This is a genomic window from Hymenobacter telluris, assembly GCF_017313265.1.
GTDB lineage: Bacteria > Bacteroidota > Bacteroidia > Cytophagales > Hymenobacteraceae > Hymenobacter > Hymenobacter telluris.
In genome coordinates, this window is the sequence record NZ_JAFLQZ010000022.1 from 35,582 (window position 1) to 60,093 (window position 24,512).

Consider the following 24,512-nt stretch of genomic DNA (forward strand, 5'->3'; position numbering starts at 1 on the left):
GTAGCAAACACCGTGTCCCAGTTGGGTCTAGCTAAGCTAGACCCAACTGGGACACGGTGTTTGTAATAGTTTTGCATTCAGCCTTCCGCTTCCCTCACCTTAGATAGAATTGGAAAGACTGTGCCGGCACGAGCTGCCGGCACAGTCTTGTGGTCGCCCCTTACTGGCTCGTCGTTCTCTGTGTCGCGAACTGTCACCCACCTCCTAAGTTTGAATTCTATATTTGAAAGAAAAGCATTCCCAGGTAAGTCGAAGGTGTCTGGCCGTGGTTGTTGGCTTATCTATTGTTGCCGAATCCAGCTAGAAAGGTTAAAGCGGCTATAAGGTTACCATCTTTCGATACCGTGCCGTCAAAGTTCCGGCCGAAGGAAAACGTAAGTTTTTGGTTCTGGAAAATAGCGTAATCTGCATTAAATACCATTCGCCAGGAAGGATCAATTGTGTTGCTGGAAAGGACACTACGATAAATGCCTTCTGCACTGGCGCTGAATTTCGATTGAGGTCTGGAGTAAGCCAGACGGAGGCCGCCGTCCAGGGTATTGATGTTACCTATCTTATTGGGTTGATTGTCAAGTGCAAAGATTTGGTTGGGGTTGTGCAGATAGCGCGCTAATGCCAAGAGAGCAATACCGTCCTTAGTGGTATACCCGAAGTTAGTCCAAACGCCGGCATTGTAAACTCGTGATCTGTTGAATCTTTTGTCAATAAACTCGCCGCTAACCCCACCGTTTATGTCCCATGATAAACCTACTCTGCTGGTTTGAAACGTTGCGGCTGTTTGCTTGATTTCGGCAAATATCTCTTGCCTTACCTGTGCCGTCTGCTGATCAGTGAAGTTTTGTAATTTTTCACTGATCTGTCTTTCTAAGCTTTTATACTGGTCGCTGTTTATGACTTGTTGAGGGGTAAGTCCTGTCCTGTTAGTGAACAATTGTTGCCTTTGCACAACCAAGGCGGCGTATTCAGGATCATTTCTGGTAATCCATTCTCGAACAGTCTTGGCTAAGTCATCGGTCATTTTCTTTTGCAAGCCAATAATCTTATCAAGCTTTGTTTTTGTGGTATCATCGTATTCCCCTCGCAGAATCGAGAATTTTAGTCCTAACCCCGCGTAAGTATTGTTGACATTTAAATTTGTTTCTGCTTCGTCTGGATTGCGAATGGCCGCTGAAATAATAAATGTTTGTTTGAAAATATCTTCGTACTTCGTGGATTGCAATCCATTGGTAGTGAAATCTCCTCGCTTTTTGGTGAATAAGTAATACGGAGAAATATCTACTGCATAATTGGATGGCAGTTTCGCAAAGGAACTGCTGGCCGATTGCAAGGACAGCATGAAGGCCGAAACATCCGTGGGCTTGTCAATATCGGTAGTCGCTATACCCAGCAGGTTGGAAGCCGGCGAAACCGGTGCTCGTAGTACGTCCAGTTTTATTCCTTCTTCATTCTGGGCCAGCGCAGTAACCGTAACGCTGCAAAGAGCTACGGTCAGGAGAGTCGTTATTTTCATGACTAAGGCTTGAAGAAGCGTACAACGCAGACGTAGTTGACTGAGTCACCTTCCTCTGCCACGGTAGCGAACAGCGGGTATTCCATAAATAAGATTCCTCCGTTTAATCGTATTCTGAGTTCCGTATAATTAGTATCTCGGGAAGTATCAGCAATCGAGCAGGTAACAGATAAAATCTTCCCTTGCAACTCTTTGTTGCTACCAATAGTAGTCTGAGGCAAATTTCCTTGTATGCCTTTAGCAATTATTTGGCTACCGATAATTTCTACATTGATAGTGCTGGTCTGATTAATTCCACCGGTTATCACTTCTAACGCTATTGATTGGTCGGTATCCCCTACTAAGTAAAGCGTGTCTAGGGCAATAGTCTCTTTGGCGGCTGTGTCCTTTTTTGCCATGATGTTGGTTTTTACCTGTTTTGTGAAGCTGTTATGGCTTGGTTTGTTCCGTGAGGGCAATGAAGGAAATGCTTCTGCGGCAACGCAAGTCTATTTACCCCTCCCCTTCATCACATCAGTGCCACCACTGAATGGAAGGGTGTAAGAGGGTTTGGTACTTTGAAAAGCTACTTAGCAAAGTCAGCTCACATGCCGTCGACTAGGCTAGTTGATCCTTTTAGTCAACAGCCTGTTCTTATCTGTCAGATCCCAGCGCATCCCGGCAGGGAGTTCGGCTTAGGGTAGTTACGTAGGCACGAACACGTGTAAAACAGTAGCGCCGTGCACAAATGGCGCCTTACTTTCTTGACACAAACAGGTGGAAGTCAGCCCAATAAGATGAAGCCTGCTTTATTTCCTACTCTACTTCTTAGCTCCGGTTTTTAGACGCTTTGTTGTGTAAACTGTAGGTAAGTAGGATAAGCCAGGAAGCTATGGTGGCTGCTGCAGAACTCCCAGTGGCTAGGTGCCGTACATTTTGCTTTCTGTAAGCATAGCTACGGAACTACCGGTAGCTTCTAGCCGGTAGCCGGTCCTCACGTAGCAACAAACCTGTACACCGGACTATCGCAATCGGTAGTTCTTGAAAGAGCAGGCAGCGCGGTCCCAATTACTTATTGCGACGGACTTAGGTGCAGTATCCAGAACGGGAGAAGTCAACGCTAATAGTAACCTATCGAGCGTGAGTGGCTGTTCGGCGGCCTGGGCACTTGCCAGCATAGCTCGCCGGCACACTGGCCCTACTCGCTTTCCTGGCTTTCCGCCGGGTAGTGGCACTGCCTCAGCTAGTTGCCCGGGCACTGCCGAAAATACCACGGGGTTGGGCTCCGCGAATTCGTTCATCTTACGTACGATTGCCATGCTTGCCTGTGCAAGGGCGGCTACTTGCTGAAAGGTCTGTTGGTTGGCTAGCGCTCTGAGGGTAGCTTTCTCGTCCTGGCCTTCGTAACAGCAATCCAGCAGCATGACAAAAGGCAGTTTCGTCTCGGCCAGCGCATCATATACATCACCTGCATACACAGCAAGCTCGCCCATGCTGACTGCGTTGCGGCCTGTGATAGTTGCCGTAAAATTGCCTGGCATCATAAATAAATTCCATCCAAACCCTTCAGACACGCCATGACCTGCAAAGTAAAAAATCAGTAACGGGTTGGGGCGGTGCTCTCGTAGCGCGCGGGTGCTAAGCTTGCGCACGGCCGTCAGTACGGCGGCTCGTGTTACGAGGGAGTTTGGCCGTGAGATAAGAGAATCTAGGTAGGCCACTCGCGAAGAGCCCAGTAATTTTACCATCTGCCGGGCGCTGGTAGCAGCCGCTGGCAGTTGTGGCCACCCTGCAAAACCTGCCTCGTATTGAGTGAAATTTGTTTCGTAGTCGGCACTTCCGATGCTGAGTACGTAGAGGCTGGCCCCCGGCTGGGCACTCACTTGCCAGTTACTTAGCCCCAGCAGTATCAGCAGCCAACGGATGTACCATGTCTTCATACCACGATTCCTGTAGAGAATTTTGACAGGTTTTAACTAAAAAGTAGCCTTTCTGCTTCAAAATAATTTCGTTTGATTCTCCCAATTCAACCGATTTCAATTCGTCGTTGAATTGTTTGAGGGCACTCGAAACCTTGGAATCGTCTACTAAGGGGAGCTTGCCCCAATACAACACGTAAAAGCGCCGGCTTAGCGAATCAAATTGTGTGTTCTCTCGCGGCTGCGCGGTGGGCGGTATGCCTGCTACTAGAGGCACTTCCGACGGAAAAGCGGTTACGAGTTGAGCGGCAACCATGCTGATTTCCTCGTAGGCAGCGAGTCGCTTGCTCCACATGGTGCGCTTAAATTCGAGCGCCTCGTTGTAGGCCTGTTGATCCTGATACTGCCAGACTCCAATTAATAGGCCCGCAGCCGTCAACGCTGGTGCCGCGAGCTTGCCCAGCTGTTCGCTCCAATTAAATGAGGAAGGCTCCGGGCGTTTGGGCTCCCAGCGTCGCGGGTTATTGGAGTTGGAAATAGTAGTGGATGGTGGAGTCGCCGGGGTTTTTTCCGGGCTTGGTGAAGCGGAGGTGCGGAGATCCATTTTTTGGTACAATTCGCAGGAAATACGCTGTTTTATTGTCAAATATCAATTCAGGTTCTTTGCCCGCTATTACCTGCACCCGCCAGGTATGCTGCGACGCTACCCAAGTGCTGTCTACACACACTTTCTGCTGCACCACTTTTTGGGGCATTTTAACAAACGTAAATATCATGCCCGAGCCGCATTTCTGGCCCATGGTTTCGCGCTGATCCAGCTGCACCCACTGCGTAGGTTTGGGGCTAATACCCTGGCTCTTTTCTTTGCTTATCTGACCGCTGGATTTCCCCGTTCCCATTTGCAATAGGTAGTTCTCCCACTCAGATGCGGTCTCTTGGCTAAAGGCTGACCGGCTACTGACTAATATTAAAAAGACGAGCAAAAACGTACTGATTCGCATGGGCTTTTTAATAAAAAATAAATGTATTTAAAGACAAGAAAACTTTATATGAATCTATTTAACAGACTGTTAGAGATATAATCACAAAGCAACTTTAGCCTGTGAAGACTACCTAAGGAAGCGCTTCTCGAAGCGAAAGGGGTTAAAAGTTCCTAAACATCGATCGTAGGAATAAAGACCAGGACTTTTAAAATCATGTCGAGAATACGCACGCCTAGCCTCGGGACCAAAAGGGCCAGTTACTTGACGTAGATAACAAGTGCATTATACCAATAAATTTTTATAAATTAAATTCATCACATAGTGGTCTGCGACTCAAAGATGTGTGAGTTCAGGGTAAGCAGCGACATAAGCTCTTACCCAAACTCGTCGAACCGAGAGATGAAGCCTAGCATCGCTTGGCGAAACTGTTCTTGGGTGCGGTAGAAACAGGTATTGATGCTCTACACCGGTAAAAAGGGACAGGCCTGCGGCACAAGGCGTTCTGCTCGGTGGCTTTGCTGGTAGGAAGCCACCGAGCAGAACGCCTTGTGGCATCCATCTTATAGTAGACCGTGGCTGTTGCAGAACTCTTGATGCGTTAATAAGTTGCGGCTACCTGCTCTCTATTTCGGCGAGCTTTCGTCTTGTCCGCAGCTAGAAAAGGTGTCCTAAAGGGGGTGTTGGAAGGGGGCCGAGCGTATTCAACTGCTTGTGATCCGCATATGGTACGCAACTGGTATTAAAGTCGTAGTGCTGGCAATCAAGGTAGAAGGCTCGATCGTGTTTCGTCAAATTCCCGTCGGCCGTGGTGCTGTACTTGCGAAACGTCGGCAGTTTGTCAGCCTGACACTAAATTCATCGGCTTGTTCCCGGTAAGGACCCCTTCAATAACGGATTTGTAGGCGCTAAACACGGGAATCCAGGGCATAATCTCTTGCGGCCTTAATAAGGTGTAGTTGAAGCCGTTGGAGTAGCCCGTATCGGCTACCACGTCCCTATTCTAAAGTGAAAGTGCCCCGGTCAGCTGGTTGGGGTGCTTTTGTTTCGGCCTCACCAGGCTACTTACCCTAGGTCTGCTTTCTGGCCAGGATCACGCTATCCACCATCAGGCCAAGTTCGGTTCGGCGAAGGGTTTCGTTCATACCGTGACCGTAGACTCAGGGTAACCGTGTGCTCGGGGCTAGGGGAGCTCGTTATTCATCTATTCGTGGCCGCGAGCGTGAACTAGGTAGCACTTAGTGACCGACACTTAATAGTTCGTTTAACCTTTATACCAAACTTTTAATCAAGGCCAGAATACGACCCGCTTGGAAGATTTACTGCTGGTAGGATGAGTTTCTCTTAATCTTACAACTTAGGCTCGCGCCGTTTCAGGGCTTGGGGCTTTTGCTTAGATTGGCTTACTTTCCGACGGGACGTCGGGCTGAACCGGCTGGGCCAATTTCACCAGTTTCTGTCCGCCCTGCGCCAGGGCAACTGCGTGTAGCATGAGCTTTGCATGCCTGGAAACTCTCAGTGCCGCTTGTTGAATGCCCTCTCCCCTTTCAACTGCTGCTTCGCTATTAGGAACCAGGCTCACGTGTTGTAGGAGTTAATTGCCAGAACTGGCGTCACTCCGATCACGTAGGAACTAGTCTACAGGCCTCATTGAGGTTCCATGTGCTACATGTCGGGATTGGGTTGCTTAATTGGCCGGGCAGGCAATTGAGAACTAAACAGTAGTTGTGGGGGGTGGCTATTCATGGCCGTTGGGGGCGGACGGTGGCCGGAAGTTGGGTTAATTTTGGTAGGAGGTTCTCCAGTCGGTTGGTGATTAAAGGCAGTTGCGTTGAATAGTGAAGTGCAGCGGCACGGGTTATGAGTTGCCGTACCTCATCCGGTAGCCGGCGCATAGGCCTTCCTGATTGAAGGAAAGCAGGGGACTGGTATCATGCGGGTTTTTCGCTGATTCCACCGTTTTAGCCATCTTTTATGCTTATAAAACCTTTCCTTTAACTAGTACAGTGTTGGGGTAAGGTTCTTAGGTGACTTATAAAACCTTTCTTTTAGGTGCTACACAACTCGTATAGACTGCTCAAATTACTTATAAAACCTTTCCTTTCAGTTGTAAGACCCTCGTTCCAGCGGTGCTGCTCTCGCTGGACAATCAAGGGTGTAGTGCGTTAAGATCGATAGCTGACTTATAAAACCTTTCCTTTCGAGGTTTGAATTGGCTACTGCGTGCTGATCTTGATGTAGTTGAGTGTGGTTTGGTAAGCTCAGGAATGTGATAGTCGCAGTTAATAATTTATAAGTACTAATAATTATTGTAAAAGTACAATCACAGTTTAATATAGGAGTAGCATACTGTCGTCTGTTGTTTTGCTTTGTTCTCACTGAAGTTGAGCTTAACACACCCTAAAAGCTGTTTTTTTGGCTACATCACAAGTTTGTGAACTTTGTTAGTTATTTGTTACTATTTGTAAGGCTTATAAGTGCCTGATCCTTAGGGGCTAGGAAGTGATCAAGGAAAGGTTTTATAAGCGAAAGGAAAGGTTTTATAAGCGGGAAGGAAAGGTTTTATAAGCGAAAGGAAAGGTTTTATAAGCGGGAAGGAAAGGTTTTATAAGCGAAAGGAAAGTAGTAAGGGAAAATACTTTCTTTTGTTCTTTCTTTTACGCCGATATGGGTTACTTTTGTTTTTATCACTACTATGATGACCTATGCAAAGCCTTGATGAAGCGATTGTTATGAGTAATTCTACGGGGCTGGAAATTCGCCAGCACAATGCTATTACTACGGCTCGTTACGAGATGACGGCTTGTGAGATGGATATCGTGTTTTATCTGCTCTCGCTGCTTAAGAAAGAAGACCGCATCGGTACGTTCTACCGGGTGAAGGTGATGGATCTGCAGCATTTGACCGGCCGGCAGTGGAACTACCAGCAGTTTCTGGAAGCCACGTCTGCTCTACGCACCCGGGAGTACGTGATCGAGGATAACAAGCGCATCCTGCAGGTAGGTCTGCTCGCTTCAGCTGAATATATCAAGGGGGAAGGGGTCATCGAGTTGGAAATCTCGGAGAAGATTCGCCCTTACCTGATTGATTTGAAGCGTAATTTCACTTCTTTCCGCCTACAGGCAGCGTTCAGCTTGACCAGCAAGTATGCCAAGCGGATCTACCAGATTGCTTCGCAGTGGAAGGACAAGTCCGAGACGCGTACGTTCACCCTCCATGATTTGAAGGTGATGCTGTCCCTGAAAGATCCTAAGGGGGTGGAATCCGAGCAATACACCAAGGTGTCGATGTTTCAGAAGTACGTGCTCGATGTGGCCGTCACCCAGATCAATCAGAACACCGATTTGCACATCGGCTACGAACTCATTAAGAAGGGGCGCTCCTTTGAAAGCATCCGCTTTCAAATTAAACAGCAGGAGCCCCAACAATTGCCCCTGCCCTTTGAGCAGCCGTTGGATGACTCGCGGCTGCAGATGGCCCGGCAGCGACTCGCCGAACTTGATATTCGCGACCCACGGCTTACCGAGCAGATTCTGAGCGAAGGGCGCATGGTAGATGAACTGTTCTCGTTTTGCTATAAGCTGAAAACCGGCAAAGTCAAGGCCTCTTCCAACCCTGGTGGCTTATTTCTAACCATGGTGGGTCTGCGTAAGCCCCAGGTGCAAGCCGCCAAAAACTAATAATGCTTGGTACAAAAGAGTGAGGACGAAGCTCAAGAACAAAGTATTAAAAAGTACATCCAGAATATGATTTTATACCTTTTAATACTTTACAATCAGATGGTTATCCCGCTTTAAATAGCTAAGGTTTACCAAAAGTTGTGCCTTTGATTAGAGTTTTGGTACAATTAATAGTCAGTATGCCGACCAACAGTTCTTTTCATACGAACAGTGAGTGCGTTTCCCCAGCACGAAATAAAGCATGAAGCTTGGGAAGCAGAGTAGTTAACGAAGCAACCGAATAGGTTTTGCAAATCGCTGAAAGCTTGTCAGCAGAAGCTTTCAAAATTAGCGCGTAAATCAGCCGGCGCGTACTGGCGTGGGGCAATACGCCCCTGGCCGGATTGCATCATATCTACCTGGTAGTGATGGGCTGTAAGAACTGGCATCTACACAGCTTCCATCTTTGGTGCAAAGACTACCGATGGCACCATGATATGCCGATGATGGTTAATTACGCAATTCTAAAGCTGACGAGGTCGCGCAAATCCAGCTCTAAACCTTCCGCTAGGCACACCAGCATATCCAGCGTGGGAGAAGCTTGCGCGGTTTCAATCCGGTACACGGTCTTCTTCGTAACGTTGGCCCGGTCAGCCAGCTCCTGCTGACTCCAGCCCCGCTGCTCGCGTAACCCCCGCAGATGGAGGCCAAATGCTTGGCTATGGACGGGTTTTTTCACCCATGCAAGCTTAAAGTGGATTATCGTCCACTTGTAGACATATACGTCTACAATTCGAGTAAAAGTTAGTATGTTTGGTAACCCGTTTATTCCTACCTGCTTGCCTCCCTATGGCTACTTCGAACACTGATGAGCCGATAGCTCAACAGGTATTGTACACACAAGCATCCCACGCACAGCATGCTCAGGCGCTACACACCATAGTAGACCGGTTCGGGGCGCTTTTCCCACAAGTATCGGAATTACATTGGTGGCAAGCCTATCATCATTGCCAACTGGACGTGTATATCGTGACTGACACGATGGCTATTGAACCCCATCCTGTCACGCAGCTTATCGCTTGGGTTACTCTGCTTCATGGCCCGGCCGTAGACGAAACAGATTGGTATGCGCCTGCTAGTATTTACTTAGCCGATCAGATTAACAGCTTCACCAGCGCCTTCGAGAGGGTACTCGCTACCTATCAGGGAAAAACCACGCCCCAAGCAGCCGCAGCGTATTTGGCCCTATTACACCGCTTGCTTCCCCAAGATCTCATTGCTCGCCACTTGCAGACGATAGGCAGTTTCCCGGAGCCTGAGTGGCAGCAGACAGCGACTCCCCACCCCGCATCCTCCTCCCTGCAGGATGTATTAGCTTGGCTACCCGAGCGAACAGAAGAGTTGGTGGCCCTGCAATGGCAATCCTTACGCGAATGGATTAGCAAGGAGCAGAATTCGTTACAATCATGGAATATAGCTAGGTTCAGTGAGTATCTGGGGTGGCCCTCTCTCTTGGTGCAGCAACTCTTCTACGGCCCCCAAGAGCCGGCGCAACACCCCGAGATCTTTACGCTTGAGCGCTTGACTCGCTTGCAGGTGCTACTGCTCCACCATCGCCTTCCTTTTCCCTAACCACCCTCTCCCACCACTTGATCAGCTCTATAAAAGGATAGGATGTTACTGCTATATCCCACAACAACATAAGAGGGGCATAACTGCTATACTTGTTCCCTGTATGAGACTTTCCAGCTGCGGAGTTATGTTAGACGCATGTGTCAATTAGTGCCTACCCTTCCTCTCAAGTCCAATAGAGGCGGTGGCGTGCTATCCTGTTGCTGGCAGCCTTTCTTCACTTCTTGGTCGGGGGCTATATTCCCTCCCAGTTAGTACTCGATACAACGCTACAGGCCTGATCGGGGTGTACTACATGCTGCAAGGCAGTTCGTTTCTGCTACTCGCCATTCACGCCTACCGTCTGTCTTCGCTCAGACCGGCTTTAATAAAGCCGGCTGCCGGGTCGATGGCAAAATCTGGCTGGCCACCAGCTCTGATCCATTCGGAGGCAAGGCAATCTACGTCTACTGGCAAAAACTGCCGTTTTCCCTGCGGGCTCCACTTAGCATTCATCTCAGCCACATTGTGGATGATGAGTGCGAAATGCATGCCCAGACCAGCATCAGTCTGTATGTGCCCGACATTCGCTCCACGGGCACCTTCGAGTTGAATCAGACGATCAATCCCGCCTTGTCCAATCCCGACCCGGCCTACGCCAGCTTCTCCTTTAACAGGCCGCGTCCGACTCAGTTGTACCGGACTGGTCCTACGGCGACCGGCAGGCTGATAGTCACGCGCTTTGATACCGTGGCCCGCATCGTAGCGGGGACCTTCGAATTCACGGCGGAGCGGGCGAATGCCCCAACTGTCCGCATAAGTGAGGGCAGGTTCGACTTGAAGTTCAACTAGTTCGCAGGTTTGGCACCGCCACGTGGAAGGCAGTTGCCAGGACTACGCCAACTCTTATCTCTTCCCCGCAGCCCTACCTGATCACGGCATGAACGCCCTCGTTACGCCGCTGCTCTGCCTGGGCTGGCCACGATACCTTATCAGGCCGTCGTTGTCGATGCCACCATGGGCCTGCCGCTAGCCGGTGTACACGTGGCCGATCTGAGGCAGAGAACGGGGCGGGCCACCGATGCCGCCGCATACCCGGGGCAGTGGGGAGAAAAAGCTGATCACCCGACGATGTTGCTGGTGCTGGTCCCGCAATAGCCACCCTGGCCCGAAGTGGGTCGCAGGCTCGCAGTCACCCCTTTTGGAGAGAGGGGTAGCCGAGGGGTTTGAGAAGGGAAAAGACTACTGCGCGGCAGGCAACCGGGGTGCGGATACCTACTGATCGGACGCGGCTGTTGCCAAACTACTCGAGCGCCCGGCCAGTAGCGCTCGCTTTGTGCTGGCAACCTAGCGAGAAGAGTCCTGGTAGCTGGGGGGTGGGAGAAGGCGTAAGCGCTATTCCACCACGATATAGCCGATGTGCTCCCCCTCGCGGGAGTAGACTAGCAGTACGGGGCCCAGGTCCTCGAACCAAAGCTGCTGCCGCACCAAGTGGCGTAAGTCGCGCACTAGGCTCGAGAGTTGCTGCACGAAGCAGTTGACGGCCAGAAAGCGCCGAAGCTGCTGTTCCAGGGGCTGGTCCAGCGGGAAGGATAAGTGGAGCGTGGGAGCGGGCATACACAAGCAAGCGGGAAGTAGTGGGTCCTACAACCTACGCCGAGCCGGGCAAGCGGCCAAATCCTTTCGTTGAACGGCCGGGCGGGTGTCCTCAACCGCCTCTTCGCTCGGTGAACGGGCCCGCGCCTGCCTGTCGGGCGGTAGGCACGCCAGCTACTGTGAGCGGTATTCCTGGCCGCTATATTCGGTACAGGTCAGCGCCCCTATACTGCAATTTTGCTATTATCATTAGCATATATAAACCAATTGCAAATTGCTATAAATGGCCTATTTTTGCTTATTAAGGCTATTTCTCCTCTCCTGTCTTGTTTTTCTTACTGCTAATGTCCGGCTCTTGGGCAACCACTACAATAACTTCATTAGTATACTTGTTGCCTTCGCTCTTTTTTAGTGCCGCATAACGACCATTGAATTAATTCACGTAGGCACGCTTACCACCTCGCTCTACCTGCCCCTGTTTGCATCCCTGGTCCCGTGTGGCTTTACCTCCCCAGCCTCCGATGACCTGGAAGAACTCTTCGACCTGAACCGCCTGCTCTTCCGCCACCCCGAGGCCACGCACCTGATCCGCGTGGCCGGCGAGAGCATGAAGAACGCGGAAATTCACCCAGGCGATCTGCTCGCCGTCGACAAGCGTATGGAAGCCGACCACAACCACATTGTCGTCGCCGTACTCGAGGGCGAGTGTACCGTCAAGCGGCTGGTCTGCCGCGCGGGCAACTGGTGGCTGCAGGCCGAAAACCCCGACTACGCCGACTTCGAAATCACGGACCCGGGAAATCTGCTGCTCGGTGGTGGCGGCTAGGCAGCTTTCCAGAAAATAGCCGAAGGCCCGCTTGTTATCCTCGTGCTCGTAGATGTCGGGGATGCGCAGCTTGGGTTTCCAGTAGAAGGGGTGGGCGGCGCCCTGAAACACCTGCTTCTGCTCGCTGATGACAATGTCTAAATCGACCATGCCCGTTCCCGGTGTACCAGAGCAATGCCTGTGGTTAATAGCCTATAGGCATCACCCGACTGGCTATCTTCGTTATTTCCGCAAAACTACTATATGGAACCTACCGACGCCGAACCCCTGCTAGACCTGAAAATGAAGCTTTTGTGGGAATGGGGCCAAAGTGGCGGCTGGTCCACCCTACGCAATGTACAGTTAGTACGGGAACTCACTCAGGTGCGAGCAATGCCCGATGGCAGCGGCCGCGTTGACCCTAGCACGCTGACCTCACGGGTACGCGCTTTAGCTAATGCTGAGTATGGCAGCCAGCTGTTACCTCCCCTGCTGCATCCTGAGCACCTGTCCATGTACCAGTCGTTCGTGCAGAAGGATAATTACTTCGACCAAAAGCGCATTGACACGGTGCCGGAATTGGAAGCCCTTATCACGGAACACGCATCTCGAACAGACCACCTGTACCGAGGTATAAACGAAGCTAAGTTTATGCTATATAGCTCTTTACAGCGTAATTGGATAGTAAACAGACGCGAAACAAAGCCGACTGACCATCAGGCATTCTTAGAGCGGCTAATGGACAATGCCCGCGTGTATTGTGGTGGACTTCTGACCAAGTACATCGAAGCCAATGGGGGCGACTCTGGCAACGATGTAAGCGTACTAAGCATCTTACAACATTACAGCTGCCCTACCCCCATCCTTGACTGGACTTATAGCTTTCCGGTAGCCCTTTATTTCGCTGCCCTGGGAGCAACGGAAGTTCAGCCCCAATCCGCTCGCGAAATAGACAACTATGTGAGCGTATACTACATCCAGGAAGAAGGCTTTGCGCAAGCGGGACTGCGGGAAATGGTGTCCATGAGCATCGAAGGCAATTTGCCCCTTATAAAGCAGGTATTCCAAGCCAATGTGGAAGCCCTAAAACAGCGCCGAGGCATTATGGCCAGCTTCTCGCCCACGTTTTCAGATGAAAACATGGACAAATTTGCCAACGATGATGCCGCCGCCCTTCGCTGGGCGCGGGCCTCATTTCCTGGCGGTGGACTCACCAATTATTTCTGCCGTATCGAGCACCTCAAGCCAATCCCTAACACGTATTTCTCGGACCGAGGCGACGATTTTGTGCGAATGGGATTGGAAAACAATGCTAACGTTATCAACCAGCAGGGTGTCTTCACTTGGAACAGTTCGCCTACTGAGCCGATGGAATATATAGTACACCAGCAGGTGCTAAAAGACAATCCCGACGCTAACCACTGCTATTCCTACTGTTTTAATATTCACAAGTCCTTGCTTCCGCACCTTCGGCAGCGTCTACCTGAGTTAGGCATTACGGATGCTTTTATTTTTCCCGAACAAGATCAAGCGCAATTACGCGAAGTAGTGTGGGCCATATTCGACATGACAGCCGCTGAGTTTGCCTAGATTAGTGAATCTAGGCTGCGCCGGGCGTGCGAGGCCAGCCCCAGCTTCTGGAACTCGGTAGGCGTGAGGCCCGCTACTTGCCGAAACTGCCGCGAGAGGTGCGCCGGGCTGCTATAGCCCAGCTGCTGGGCCACTTCGCCCATGCTCAACTCTCCGTAGCTGATGAGCTCCTTGGCTCGTTCCACCTTTTGCCGAATGATGAACTTCTTGATGGTGAGGCCCTCGAAAGCGGAGAACAATTGGAAAAGATAGTGGTAGTCCTTGCCCAGGTGCTTGACTGGGTAGGGGGAGTAGTTGAGCAAGCGCGGGCCGGGCGGCGGGTAATGAATCAGGGCCACCAGCAGCGTTTTAATGCGGTCCACGAGCTGGGCGCGGAGGTCTTCCAGCAGCTCGAAGCCGGCCTCCTGCAAGCTGGTGCGGATAGCGGGGTAATCGGGGGCGGGTTATGCCTTCGAGGTCCAGGGTTTCGGTCTTGGTAGTTGGTTCCATAACTAGTAGGTTACTACGTAATTGATGGGTCCGCTATCCTACCAGGCAAGGCCCACAATCACCCTATAAAGGAACGGCCACCCGCCAAGGAAATTGGTGCTAAATACCGCCGCTGATTTGCATAATTTGACGGTTTACGGCAATTCTTGATTACGCCTTCGCCTGCTCATTTTCGTCAGTTTCTGGGTACTCGTCCTCATGCGCCGTGGAAGCAACGGCATTGCGGAAGAACAGCAGATTGGCCTGCTCGGCCAGCGCTCGCTCCTGGTGGTCCCATACATTGCCCTCCAGATACATCAGGTCATAGCTTTCCAGCGCATCAAACCCACCTGCCTCGGTGGCAATGCCGACAAACTTCTTGGTATTGCCGAAATTCCGAAACTTCACCGCCAGCCCGTAGGCTTGTAACATCTCGAACCGTTCAGCTCGATATTCTGCCTTGGTTTGGTCATTGCGCCGGGGCAACAGCAGAAAAATGTACTGCACCCCGCTGTCTTCCAGAGCTCCGGTATGCCGCACCCGGTACTGGTCTGGTTCTGACTGCGCTATCATCTCCCGGAATGCGCGGGCCAGCATTCGGCGGCTGAGCCGGGGCTCACGCGCCATGATGCGCAGGGCCGCTTCCCGGTCAGCAAAGGAAGAGCTATTGGCCATAGGGTAGGCTTTGTCCTCCCCGGTATTCTCGTAGATGTACTTAATCAGGCTGTCCCAGACGTAGCTCACCTGGTCAGCTGCAATCCGGGCACGGAACTGTTCGCTATGAATGAAGCCGTCCCAAAATCCTTCTTCAATGTGCAGGCCTTCATAACCCGGCGACACTGGGAAGATGTGGCGGCCAAAGGTAGGGCTGTTTTCATCGTGGTTGGTGTTTCGCAGGTAGTAGGCCAGCAAATCATCCTCCCCTGCAGACCACACCTTCAGGCCGCGCTTGGAGAGCAGTGCCTCCTTCTTTTCCAGATACGCCACAAAATCGGAAATGGTATCCAGCATGCGCATCACGGCGGCCAGCGATGCATCGTCAAATACGTGCACGTACTCTTTAAGCGGGTCCACCAAACCCAACGTGAATGGCTCAGGCTTAAACCGATGGGTGTCGTAGTGGGCGGCACCGACCACCTGGTTATCAATCATCAGGCTGCCCGTGCCGCCGTACTCGGCTTGGCACGGCGCCGAGGCACCGTGCGCCACTACGATGCGGTGCACCTTCATATCGGCGGCCATTGGTAAAGGCACCGGAAACGGATGCTGGCACTCCTTGTCTAGGTACACCCGGTCGGGGTACTGCTTCAGCCACCGCTCGGCCCCGTAGAGCTGGTCGGCCCCCGCCGCCACCGCCCGCTTGTACCATCGAGTCCAGTTCAGCACCGGGTCGTCCGTGGTGGGATACTCGCAGTGCTTGCTGGAAAAGATGATAACGTGCTCATCAAATACGACCAGCATATCGCATAGCTCTTTACCCTCGCTGATTTTGGCGCTGGCACTCTGGTCGCGAAAAGGGCTGGCGTAGCTCCACAGCGTCAGAAAAGACCGTTCGCCCAGTTGGGCGAGGTACTGCTCGGCGGGTGTGCCGCCGGGGTTTTTGGGTATTAATGACATAAGCGCGGAGAAAAAGGCTGGAGAATCCACAACCTCAACGATAATTAGGTTCCCGGTGGCCGCTGAAAAACCGCTGGCTCGCTACCTTGTGCCCTACTCATTATCTCACCCAGGAGCTCCGCTAGCTGATGTTGAATCTGACCAAATTCGAGGACTTACTCGCGAGTGATGACGCGACTTACGAAATTCCCCAGTACCAGCGGGCCTACGCTTGAGCAGATAAGCAGCTTGACCAGCTACTGTTGGACTTGCGGGAGCAGCCCGCAGGCAAGGAGTATTACTTGGGACACTTCCTGCTGGAACGACCGGACAGCACCAAGTGAGCTGGTCTAGTTCAGCAATACAGAAGTAGGATCTAGATTGTAAGTGAATGAGCGTTCTATTTTAGCACTGCTTGACGTCCTGCTAAACAGGGGTGATCTAGTGAAAGCGGACAGTGAGATTAGGTAGGTTGAGTTTTAGGGCGTATTCAAATTGGAGCGGCGAGCGGTAGTTGAGGGCTGAGTGGCGGCGGCCCAGATTGAAGTACGTATCGAGGTAGTGCGTCACTTTCAGGCGGGCTTCTTCGAGCGAGGCAAACACGATACCGCTGGACAGCAACTCAGTTTTAAGGGTGCTCCAGCCGGCTTCGGCCTGGGTGTTGTCGTACGGGTTGCCCGGCCGACTGAAGCTAGACACGGCCCCGGCCGCTTCGATGCGGGCGTGGCAGGCAGCGCTGGTGTGTTGGCTACCGTGGTCGGCGTGGACAATCAGGCCCGGCGCGGGTTGGCGCAGCGTCAGGGCTTGTTCCAGGGCCAGTAGCACGAGTTCGGTGGGCATCTGCGTGGCCAGGTGCCAGCCCACCACGCGCCGGGAGCAGGCGCCGCGCCACATGACCGGGTAGCACCAGCGCCCGCCCAGCAGGGGCAAGTAGGTGATGTCGCCGACCCAGATCTGGTTGGGGGGTGGGGGCCGGCTGGCCGAGCAGCCGGTTTTCGGCCACGGTTGTGCGCGGGCGTTGCGGGTGGGTGCCCAGGGCCCGGTAGCGTGGCGGTACAACCAAATGCGCAGGGCGTAGCGGCCGATGGCGTGGCCTTCGGCGTTCAATTCTGCCCGCGTAACCGGCGCGTGCTGTAGCAGCCAACATAGCGCTTAAACGCCTGCTGAGCTGCTGTGTGTCAGGGTACTGGGGCCGTAGCGGGCCGCTGCCGCCACTGGTAATAGCCGGCTCGCTCACAGCTAGCAAGCGGCAGAGCACCGGCCACGCCTTCCTGCACTCCTCGATGAACTGCTAACGGCTTATGATTGAGGCGGTTGCGCAAAGATGCTTACGACTTTTTTAAAATATCGTGCTCCATTTTACGCGCTTGAGTTCGACACACAGTTGCTCGATTTCCTCGCGCCCAAGGCCTTTGCCGGGCTCCGCCCGCTACTTACCGCACGCACTTGGCTTTGAAGTCCTCATATATTTCTTGCGGGGCAACCCGCTGAAATTTCATTTTTCAGTCACAAACAGTGGAAGGTAAGACTTCGCCCTGTACGACTCTACTAAATCACCCGAATTTCGGCTTAAGCACATGTAAAAATATCGTAAAAAATTTATATACTACATATACATTTCTTATTTCATCTTAACTAGTGCAACAGATGGCCAGTTTAGATATGGATTCGATCATTGAACTCTTTGATGGAAAATTGGAATCAGTCGAAGGCGTCTATCGACTTCAACGCACGCTAAATAAGTTGAAAGGAGATGTCTCTACTCGTCTAGTTGTCCATTTTCACGGCGGCCTTGTATCAAAAAAAAGCGCGCTAGAGATAGTTGATTCTTTGTACCCTGTTTATCACAGTGCAGGTGCTATTCCTTTGTTCTTTGTTTGGCAGACTGGTATTTGGGATGTTCTCAAACAGGATATTCAAAAGATTGGCTCAGACGACATTTTTAACCAGGTTCTGCGTCGTGTGGCAAGGTTTGTACTAGCTAAACGTCCGTCTGAAATGGAGCGGGCGTTCAACCCAAACCCTGTGCAGTTTACTGTAGATATGATGGATCTTAATGAAAAAGATGCTGCACAGTTAGCGGAATTTCTAGATCAAGCAGAGCTACAACCCAAGACTGTTATTAGGGACTTTAGAGGAAGGCAAGGAGGTGATGGCCTCAAAGATTCATGGGGTTTGACTGATGAAGAGGAGGCAGCGTTTAGAGATGATCTTTTAAGCGATAACAATCTGGTTGATGCGGTATATGACACAGTGGTTCAACTGGAAGGTTTTGATGCACCCAACACCCGAACTGTAAGACGCCTTGAGAGTCCACGACCCATTATGTTAAGCAACCACATCACGGGCGAGATGCTGGCTACTGAGAAGGAGTTGGTTTCCGATGGAAATGCAGATACGAGGGCGGTAAGCATTGCATCAACAGCAATGATGGTAATTATCAGGCACGCTACCAAGGTGCTACGGCACGTTCTAGCACGTTATCGTGAGAACAGACACCACTCCCTTTACACCACCATTGTCGAGGAGATACTAGCTCAACTCTATATTGATCGAATTGGGGGACACTTCTGGAAAACAATGAAGGAGGATACCACAGACGCATTCAGAGCAGGCGGCGGCGGTACCATCTTTCTGCAGCATCTACAATCATTATGGAATGATGAAACCGCGCATAAACCATGTGTAATGCTTGTAGGACATAGCGCTGGGTCTATATTCATAGGCTCATTCTTGGAAAGAGCAGATCGTGAATTACCTGCCGAAGCTCAGTTTGATGTGGTGTTACTCGCGCCAGCAGCAACCTTTGAGTTTTGGCATAAGCAAGCAGATATAATTAAACGCCGAGTGCGCCGTTTTCGCCTATTTGCTCTTAGCGATGAAGCTGAGTTGGGCTACTGGGAGGTACCTCTAGTTTACCGTGGCTCCTTATTGTACATGGTCTCGTCGTTATTTGAACGGACTCCTTCTGTACCCTTTGACCCTTCAACTTGTGACGTACCCATCCTTGGGATGGCTAGGTATCATACTCGTGAACAGCCATACGAAGCCTCGCCGTTTTCTAATGTGATTACCCAATTGGAAAGTTTTGGCAAGCCAATTTGGGTGAACCGTATTTTACCACATTTGCCCGCTGCTGCCGGTATTCCTGGTGCGTGCTCGGAAGCCCAAACACATGGTGCTTTCGATGACGACCCGCGAACACAGGAATCCTTAAAATATTTGCTTAGTACAGATTGGCAATGTTCCTAATCATGCAACTCTATGAATCAGAAGGAGGATCACTATGCAATTGTTGTAGGGATTGACCATTATCAGCGATATGACTGCTTGCAAGGAGCATGCAACGATGCCAACGATTTTGCTGAGTGGCTCGAGAAAGCTTCAGGAGGAAATCTGCCGCATGGTAATGTAAAAACGATTGTATCAGATAAAGGACTAACAGGACCCACTGTTCAACTTATTGACGAAGCAGTAATTCAACTGCTTGAGAAATCTAGAAATTATTCTCGACGAGTTGGCACACGACTCTATCTATTTATGGCAGGGCATGGCTTATCGGCCAAGACCTTTGGGCCTTTTTCGGGAAGCAGAGAAGTGCTACTGGCAATGCCAAAAGATGGCAATATACAAGCACAACAATACCCAGGTATTAGATGCGCCGATCATTTCAGAGAAAGCGGAGTGTTTAAAGAAGTGGTCCTGTTTATGGACTGCTGCCGGGATCATCTCAATTTCAACCTGATGCCTTATTGGGTTTTCGTACCCTATCTGAACGCGGAGGCAAGAGTCCATCACTATTATGCATTTGCTACAGGAGCAGGGCAGCGTTCTCGTGAATACGAAATCAACGGCAAATGGCGCGGTATTTTTAGCCAATATCTCATAGAAGGACTTGAAGGAAAAGCTACGGATGGTGAGGGTAATGTCACAGGCAGATCTCTAAAAGAGTACGTAGACAGAATGGTGGCGATGGTTAGCGGCCTGAGTGGGCAAGCTCCCCAGCAGGTTGACACAGTCGGAGACGAAAACATCATCTTGGTGGCAAGTAAGCCTGCACAGGAAAGCGAATTAGTTGTTAAACGCTCCAATCCAGCTCAACAGGTTTGGCTGTTTGCAGGAAATGATATTAATCATCTAGTTCTGCCTAAAGAAGAAAAAGACTCCTTTATGGTTTTTCCCGTTTCTGAGGGAAATCTTTACCTGATTGGCTACGCTCCTACTAATAAGCCAGCTTATGCGAAATACCTTCAAAATCCAAAGCATCTAATTATAAATGATACTACTCGACTTATCGATGATGATTTTTTCAATTCAAAGTAGCGATTATGAACAAGGCTCTCCCCCCTTTACCAGAGGATGCTTCAGTAGCATATGCTACACTTCATATTCACTTGCCAAGCCCCTTTACAAGTGTACAAGTATTCAACGCTCGCTTCGAACGTCAAGCACCTGCACATAACATTGAACCAGATATAGCTGAATACAAAGTTCCTATTGGGGTATATGCAGTTCATTTTGTTGTAGGTGACGTGGTTGAACAGAAACTTGTTTCTGTTTTTGAGCCAGGCGCAACTCAAGATCTATACCTGCTTGATCCAGTAAAGTTTACTGCCATAGCGCCAGTGGCGCATACTTTTAAATACAATGACAAGCATGCTGAATTTGTCAAAGCACTCAGTTTTTCTAAACCGAAAAGCTTATTTAATACAGCTAGCGATGCTCAGTTGTTACTGTATGTTCGTGAACTACCGGAAACAGGAATCCAGATAGAGACTCTCTTTGCTAAAGTATCGCTTCTTAGTGTAACAGGAGAGTTATTACTTAACCTTGAGGAAGCAGCCAACAATGATCTAGTAAATCGTCAAGCTGGTATTCATCTGGCTCTTGCACCAGGATATTATCGAATTCGAACAGAAGATGCCGATGTCTTTGAAATAGGCTTATATCTACCTGCGCAATGGCAAACTCAAGTATTTTTTAGTCACCGTTCATTATCTCAGCCTGCTAGTAATAAACAATCACCCATTACTATGCTGAGGTTGGACTTAGCACGTGCATCGATTCACCTGGTACAACGAGGCACTGGTTTTGATCCTACCAATAAAGCAACCATTTACACAGAAGCTGCTTTGCGCGCTCTGGAAAGCGGTAAAGTAATATCTGATAAGCTTTATGAAAGGTATGCTTTCGAATTTCCAGAATATCCCATGTTTGGGATTTATCTAGCACATCTGCACCTGCGCGATCAAACAAACAATTTCCCCTTGGTCAGAAGGGTATTAAATAATCTTCGAGAACAGCTTGGCTCATTTCCAGATGTAGTGGCAATTGCTGCTGCAATTGCCACTAGGACACAAGCAGAAGGAGATCTTGCAATAGTACAGAAGCTCGGCCCTGTCACATTTCCACCCTTGCTTGCTTATAGCTGGGAAGAACTCTTGCGTTTTAGCTTTCATCAGCCGCACATAGTTGGTGATCAATCAATACTTGATCAGTTTGCTCCATATACTACCCTTTCTTATCCGATACTTGTATTCAATAAATTAGTAACTGAGAGCTTTCAAAAGGAAAAAACATTAAATGACGCATATGATGAAACCGGTTTGATACCCTTGAGAGCACTCGAGTCAGACTTGAAAAACCTCGCTGGGTTCCTAGATATATTAATAAAGGCAATTTCTACACCAAGTGGCAAGAGCGGTTATCGAAATAATGGAAGCTCATTTGAAATTATTTCTTCTGTGTGGTCTGATGTAGAAGCTCGAATTCTCAATTGGCTTCAGTTTGATCTAGATCGTGCCAAAAAGCTTCGAGAGGCTTTGCAACAGAAGGAGCAGCACAGGGAATCGACTGTAAGTCATTCTATTGGTGAAGCTGTAGCTCTTGCTTTAGGCATTCCATGGACAAGAATAGCAGATGCAATTGTGCATGCTGCCAAGATATCCACAGAACATATGTCATCACATGCGTCCGCTTATTCTACTTCTGCCCTCTCCGAACGGCTGAACCTCAAGACTGACTTCATTGCTACTGGTGCCCGCAACCGATCCGGCCGGCCGATTACGCCCACTTTTATCACCATTCACAACACGGCCAACGCCAGCAGAGGGGCCAATGCGCTGATGCATGCCCGCTATTTGAAAGGCAGTGAAGCCCAGCAGCGCTTGGTGTCGTGGCATTTCACGGTAGATGATAGCCAGTGCATGCAGCATCTGCCGCTGCACGAGTGCGGCATGCACGCCGGCACCTCCTTAGGCAATACCCAGAGCATTGGCATCGAAATATGTGAAAACGTGGGCATCGATCAACCCGCGGCCAATCAACGCGCGGCGCTGCTCACGGCCGCGTTGCTGCGCCGTCTCAACCTTAACGTGTCTCACGTCGTGCCGCACCAGCACTGGTCCGGCAAAAAATGCCCGCATTTACTGCTCGATGCCCAAGGAACGATCAAGGGCTTTCTAGCCCTCGTGAAAGCGGAATTAGCCACGCTGCCCGCCACCGTAGGCCTTCCCACCGATACGCCGTCGGTGCCGGCCGATTCGGATCGTACGCCGGCCATGGCTACAGCCCCCGCACCCACGGATCAGTTGTTTGCCTTGGACACCGAGGGCACCACCCTGGACACCGTGCGCGCGGTGGACCGCATTGAGGTTGCCGCAACGAGACGAGGCAAAGCGAGTGGCAAAACGTATGTGTTGGACGCACGCCCGGATACACTGGATTTTCGCGATACGCTGTTCGTGCCGACTCTGCGGGAGGTTCCCGCCACCCGGCCGTTGGCAGACTACCAAAAGCTGGCCAAGAAATACGGCGTGCCCGTGCTGGATCAGGGCAAGGAAGGGGCCTGCACCGGCTTTGCCCTGGCTACGGTCGCCAATTACTTGCTCGGACAGCGGGTGCAGCCCTGCCAACCCGTCTCGGCGCGCATGCTCTATGACATGGCGCGTCGCTACGACGAGTGGGAAGGCGACGCCTATGAAGGGTCCAGCGCCCGCGGCGCGATCAAAGGCTGGCACAAGCACGGCGTGTGTGCCGAACAGGAGTGGCCCAGCCAGGGGCCCAATGTCCACCGCCTGACCGGCGACTTGGCCCAAGCCGCGGGCCGCTGCCCCCTAGGGGCCTATTTCCGAGTCAATCATAAAGACTTGGTGAGCATGCACAACGCGCTGGCCGAAGTCGGGGTGCTCTATGCCACGAGCATCGTGCACGACGGGTGGCAGCGGGTAGATGCCGAGGGCCGCATCAAGATGGGCGATACACGGCTTGGTGGCCACGCGTTCGCCCTGGTCGGCTACGACGAGCAGGGCTTCTGGTTGCAGAATTCCTGGGGCGCGGACTGGGGCCACCACGGCTTTGCTCACCTCTCCTACGATGACTGGCTAGCCCATGGCACCGACGTGTGGGTGGTACGCCTAGGTGTGCCCGTGCAGTTGCGCACCTCGCAGGGCATCGCCGCGGCCCGCTGGGGCGGCAGTGGGTCCGTCAAAGCCAATGCCTATAGCTTTGCTGACCTGCGTCCCCACGTGTTGAGTATCGGCAATGACGGGGCGCTGCGCCCGACCGGCACCTTTGGCAACGACGAGGAAGACGTGCGCCAGCTGCTGCTGGAGGAATTCCCAAAAATCACGAAAACCTGGAAGCGCAAGCGGCTTCTGATTTATGCCCACGGGGGCTTGGTCGGCGAAGATGAAGCCCTGCAGCGGGTGGCCGAGTACCGGGCTGAGTTGCTCAAGCACGAAGTTTACCCGCTGGCCATCATCTGGCGCAGCGACTTTTGGACAACGATTACCAACGTGTTGCAGGACGCCCAGCGGCGGCGGCGGCCCGAGGGCATGCTTGACGGCGCGCTGGATTTCGTGCTCGACCGGCTCGACGACTTTTTGGAGCCCGTCGCCCGTCATGCGGGGGGCCGGGTGCTGTGGCAGGAAATGAAAGAAAACGCGCGGCAGGCTACTGAAAGCCCGCAGGGCGGCCTGCGGCTGGTACTAGGCTACTTGATGGACTTGTTGCACCAAGTCGGGGAGGACGTCGAGCTACACCTGATCGGCCACAGTGCCGGCTCCATTGTGCTGGCCCCATTTACCCAACTGCTTACCACGGTGGGGCGCGTGCCGAGCGGCCCCATGGCTGGCCAGCGAGGTTTTGGCCGCCAAATAACGAGCTGCACACTGTGGGCCCCGGCCATCACCACCGAACTGTTCCTACAAACTTACGCGCCGGCCATCCGGGCCGCGAGCATCGAGCGGGCCACCCTGTTTGCTTTGCATGACACCGTCGAGCAGGACGACCACTGCGCTCATGTGTATCACAAGTCCCTGCTCTATCTCGTATCGAATGCCTTCGAAGAGCCGGCTGTGCGCCAGCCCTTCCGGCATGACCGCGCTACGCCGCTCGTGGGCATGGCCAAGTTTGTGCTGGCTGATAGCGCGTTTGCGGATCCCGACGTGGTGAAACTGATTAAAAATCAACACCTAGAGCTGGTCTTGGCCCCTAATATCGATGGTCGGCTGCCCGTCACCCAGCAGTCCGGCAGCCGGCATCACGGCGACTTCGATGATGACGAGCTAACGGTGAAGGCCACGCTGGCGCGCATTCTCGGCCCGGGTCAAGAGCAACACGCGCTGCAAGAGGAGTCAGCGGAACGGCATATGTTCCGTAGCAACGCCAAGGCTTTGCAGCAGGTACGGCAGGATTTGCTCGCCTCTGGGCGTAGTACCAAGCGAGGTGGATAGGATGCATCCCTCACGGGCATTATATATACTAGCGGCTGCGTCAACACAGAGTTTTCTTGCTCAT

Annotated in this window: 18 protein-coding genes; 7 read left to right on the plus strand and 11 right to left on the minus strand. The window is 51.6% G+C overall.

What is annotated here, in order from left to right:
• Positions 1–277 precede the first annotated feature (277 nt).
• From J0X19_RS22245 to J0X19_RS22265, 5 genes are all read right to left on the minus strand, one after another.
• Positions 278–1,510 (minus strand): hypothetical protein, encoded by a 1,233-nt coding sequence (locus tag J0X19_RS22245; RefSeq protein WP_206986619.1) that lies wholly within the window; start codon positions 1,508–1,510, stop codon positions 278–280.
• Between the two features lie 2 nt (positions 1,511–1,512).
• Entirely contained in the window at positions 1,513–1,908 is a 396-nt protein-coding gene (locus J0X19_RS22250; protein ID WP_206986620.1) for a hypothetical protein, read from the minus strand.
• A 603-nt stretch (positions 1,909–2,511) separates the two neighbouring features.
• Complete coding sequence (locus J0X19_RS22255; RefSeq protein WP_206986621.1) at positions 2,512–3,429, minus strand: caspase family protein; 918 nt, start codon at positions 3,427–3,429, stop codon at positions 2,512–2,514.
• Positions 3,380–4,012, minus strand: a complete 633-nt coding sequence (locus J0X19_RS22260; RefSeq protein WP_206986622.1) for a hypothetical protein — start codon at positions 4,010–4,012, stop codon at positions 3,380–3,382. Before J0X19_RS22260 ends, J0X19_RS22255 begins: the two co-directional genes overlap by 50 nt.
• Entirely contained in the window at positions 3,930–4,409 is a 480-nt protein-coding gene (locus J0X19_RS22265) for a hypothetical protein (RefSeq protein WP_206986623.1), read from the minus strand. Before J0X19_RS22265 ends, J0X19_RS22260 begins: the two co-directional genes overlap by 83 nt.
• Positions 4,410–7,093: 2,684 nt before the next feature.
• On the opposite strand from J0X19_RS22265, the gene J0X19_RS22270 reads away from it, so the two are divergent.
• On the plus strand, positions 7,094–8,068 hold the full coding sequence (locus J0X19_RS22270; protein ID WP_242583207.1) for a replication initiation protein: 975 nt from the start codon (positions 7,094–7,096) through the stop codon (positions 8,066–8,068).
• A gap of 493 nt (positions 8,069–8,561) precedes the next feature.
• Here the strand turns inward: J0X19_RS22270 and J0X19_RS24900 are convergent, their stop codons facing one another.
• Positions 8,562–8,786 carry a helix-turn-helix domain-containing protein gene (locus tag J0X19_RS24900; protein ID WP_206986624.1) on the minus strand — a complete coding sequence of 75 codons (225 nt, stop codon included), beginning with the start codon at positions 8,784–8,786 and terminating at the stop codon, positions 8,562–8,564.
• A 110-nt stretch (positions 8,787–8,896) separates the two neighbouring features.
• On the opposite strand from J0X19_RS24900, the gene J0X19_RS22280 reads away from it, so the two are divergent.
• Complete coding sequence (locus J0X19_RS22280; RefSeq protein ID WP_206986625.1) at positions 8,897–9,679, plus strand: hypothetical protein; 783 nt, start codon at positions 8,897–8,899, stop codon at positions 9,677–9,679.
• 336 nt (positions 9,680–10,015) lie between these two features.
• Here J0X19_RS22280 and J0X19_RS22285 read toward each other — a convergent pair whose 3' ends face one another.
• Together J0X19_RS22285 and J0X19_RS22290 are read right to left on the minus strand one after the other, a co-directional pair.
• On the minus strand, positions 10,016–10,210 hold the full coding sequence (locus J0X19_RS22285; protein WP_206986626.1) for a hypothetical protein: 195 nt from the start codon (positions 10,208–10,210) through the stop codon (positions 10,016–10,018).
• Positions 10,211–11,053: 843 nt separating this feature from the next.
• Positions 11,054–11,275 carry a hypothetical protein gene (locus J0X19_RS22290; RefSeq protein WP_206986627.1) on the minus strand — a complete coding sequence of 74 codons (222 nt, stop codon included), beginning with the start codon at positions 11,273–11,275 and terminating at the stop codon, positions 11,054–11,056.
• A 505-nt stretch (positions 11,276–11,780) separates the two neighbouring features.
• Here J0X19_RS22290 and J0X19_RS22295 point away from each other — a divergent pair.
• Both J0X19_RS22295 and J0X19_RS22300 read left to right on the plus strand, forming a co-directional pair.
• The gene (locus J0X19_RS22295; RefSeq protein WP_242583217.1) at positions 11,781–12,080 is read left to right on the plus strand and encodes a LexA family protein; all 300 of its coding nucleotides are present in this window, start codon (positions 11,781–11,783) and stop codon (positions 12,078–12,080) included.
• A 243-nt stretch (positions 12,081–12,323) separates the two neighbouring features.
• The gene (locus J0X19_RS22300; protein WP_206986628.1) at positions 12,324–13,649 is read left to right on the plus strand and encodes an FRG domain-containing protein; all 1,326 of its coding nucleotides are present in this window, start codon (positions 12,324–12,326) and stop codon (positions 13,647–13,649) included.
• Here J0X19_RS22300 and J0X19_RS22305 read toward each other — a convergent pair.
• From J0X19_RS22305 to J0X19_RS22315, 3 genes are all read right to left on the minus strand, one after another.
• Positions 13,646–14,059 carry a helix-turn-helix transcriptional regulator gene (locus J0X19_RS22305; RefSeq protein ID WP_206986629.1) on the minus strand — a complete coding sequence of 138 codons (414 nt, stop codon included), beginning with the start codon at positions 14,057–14,059 and terminating at the stop codon, positions 13,646–13,648. The genes J0X19_RS22300 and J0X19_RS22305 overlap by 4 nt on opposite strands.
• Positions 14,060–14,288: 229 nt before the next feature.
• Positions 14,289–15,734 (minus strand): hypothetical protein, encoded by a 1,446-nt coding sequence (locus tag J0X19_RS22310; RefSeq protein WP_206986630.1) that lies wholly within the window; start codon positions 15,732–15,734, stop codon positions 14,289–14,291.
• A gap of 420 nt (positions 15,735–16,154) precedes the next feature.
• Positions 16,155–16,820, minus strand: a complete 666-nt coding sequence (locus J0X19_RS22315; protein WP_206986631.1) for an IS3 family transposase — start codon at positions 16,818–16,820, stop codon at positions 16,155–16,157.
• 540 nt (positions 16,821–17,360) lie between these two features.
• On the opposite strand from J0X19_RS22315, the gene J0X19_RS22320 reads away from it, so the two are divergent.
• Genes J0X19_RS22320 through J0X19_RS22330 form a run of 3 tightly spaced genes read left to right on the plus strand, consistent with a single transcriptional unit; the run spans position 17,361 to position 24,448 of the window.
• Positions 17,361–18,965: a hypothetical protein gene (locus tag J0X19_RS22320; RefSeq protein WP_206986632.1), complete on the plus strand. Its 1,605-nt coding sequence runs from the start codon at positions 17,361–17,363 to the stop codon at positions 18,963–18,965.
• A 12-nt stretch (positions 18,966–18,977) separates the two neighbouring features.
• Positions 18,978–20,036, plus strand: a complete 1,059-nt coding sequence (locus J0X19_RS22325) for a caspase family protein (RefSeq protein WP_206986633.1) — start codon at positions 18,978–18,980, stop codon at positions 20,034–20,036.
• A gap of 5 nt (positions 20,037–20,041) precedes the next feature.
• Positions 20,042–24,448 (plus strand): N-acetylmuramoyl-L-alanine amidase, encoded by a 4,407-nt coding sequence (locus J0X19_RS22330; RefSeq protein WP_206986634.1) that lies wholly within the window; start codon positions 20,042–20,044, stop codon positions 24,446–24,448.
• The last annotated feature ends 64 nt before the right edge of the window (positions 24,449–24,512 follow it).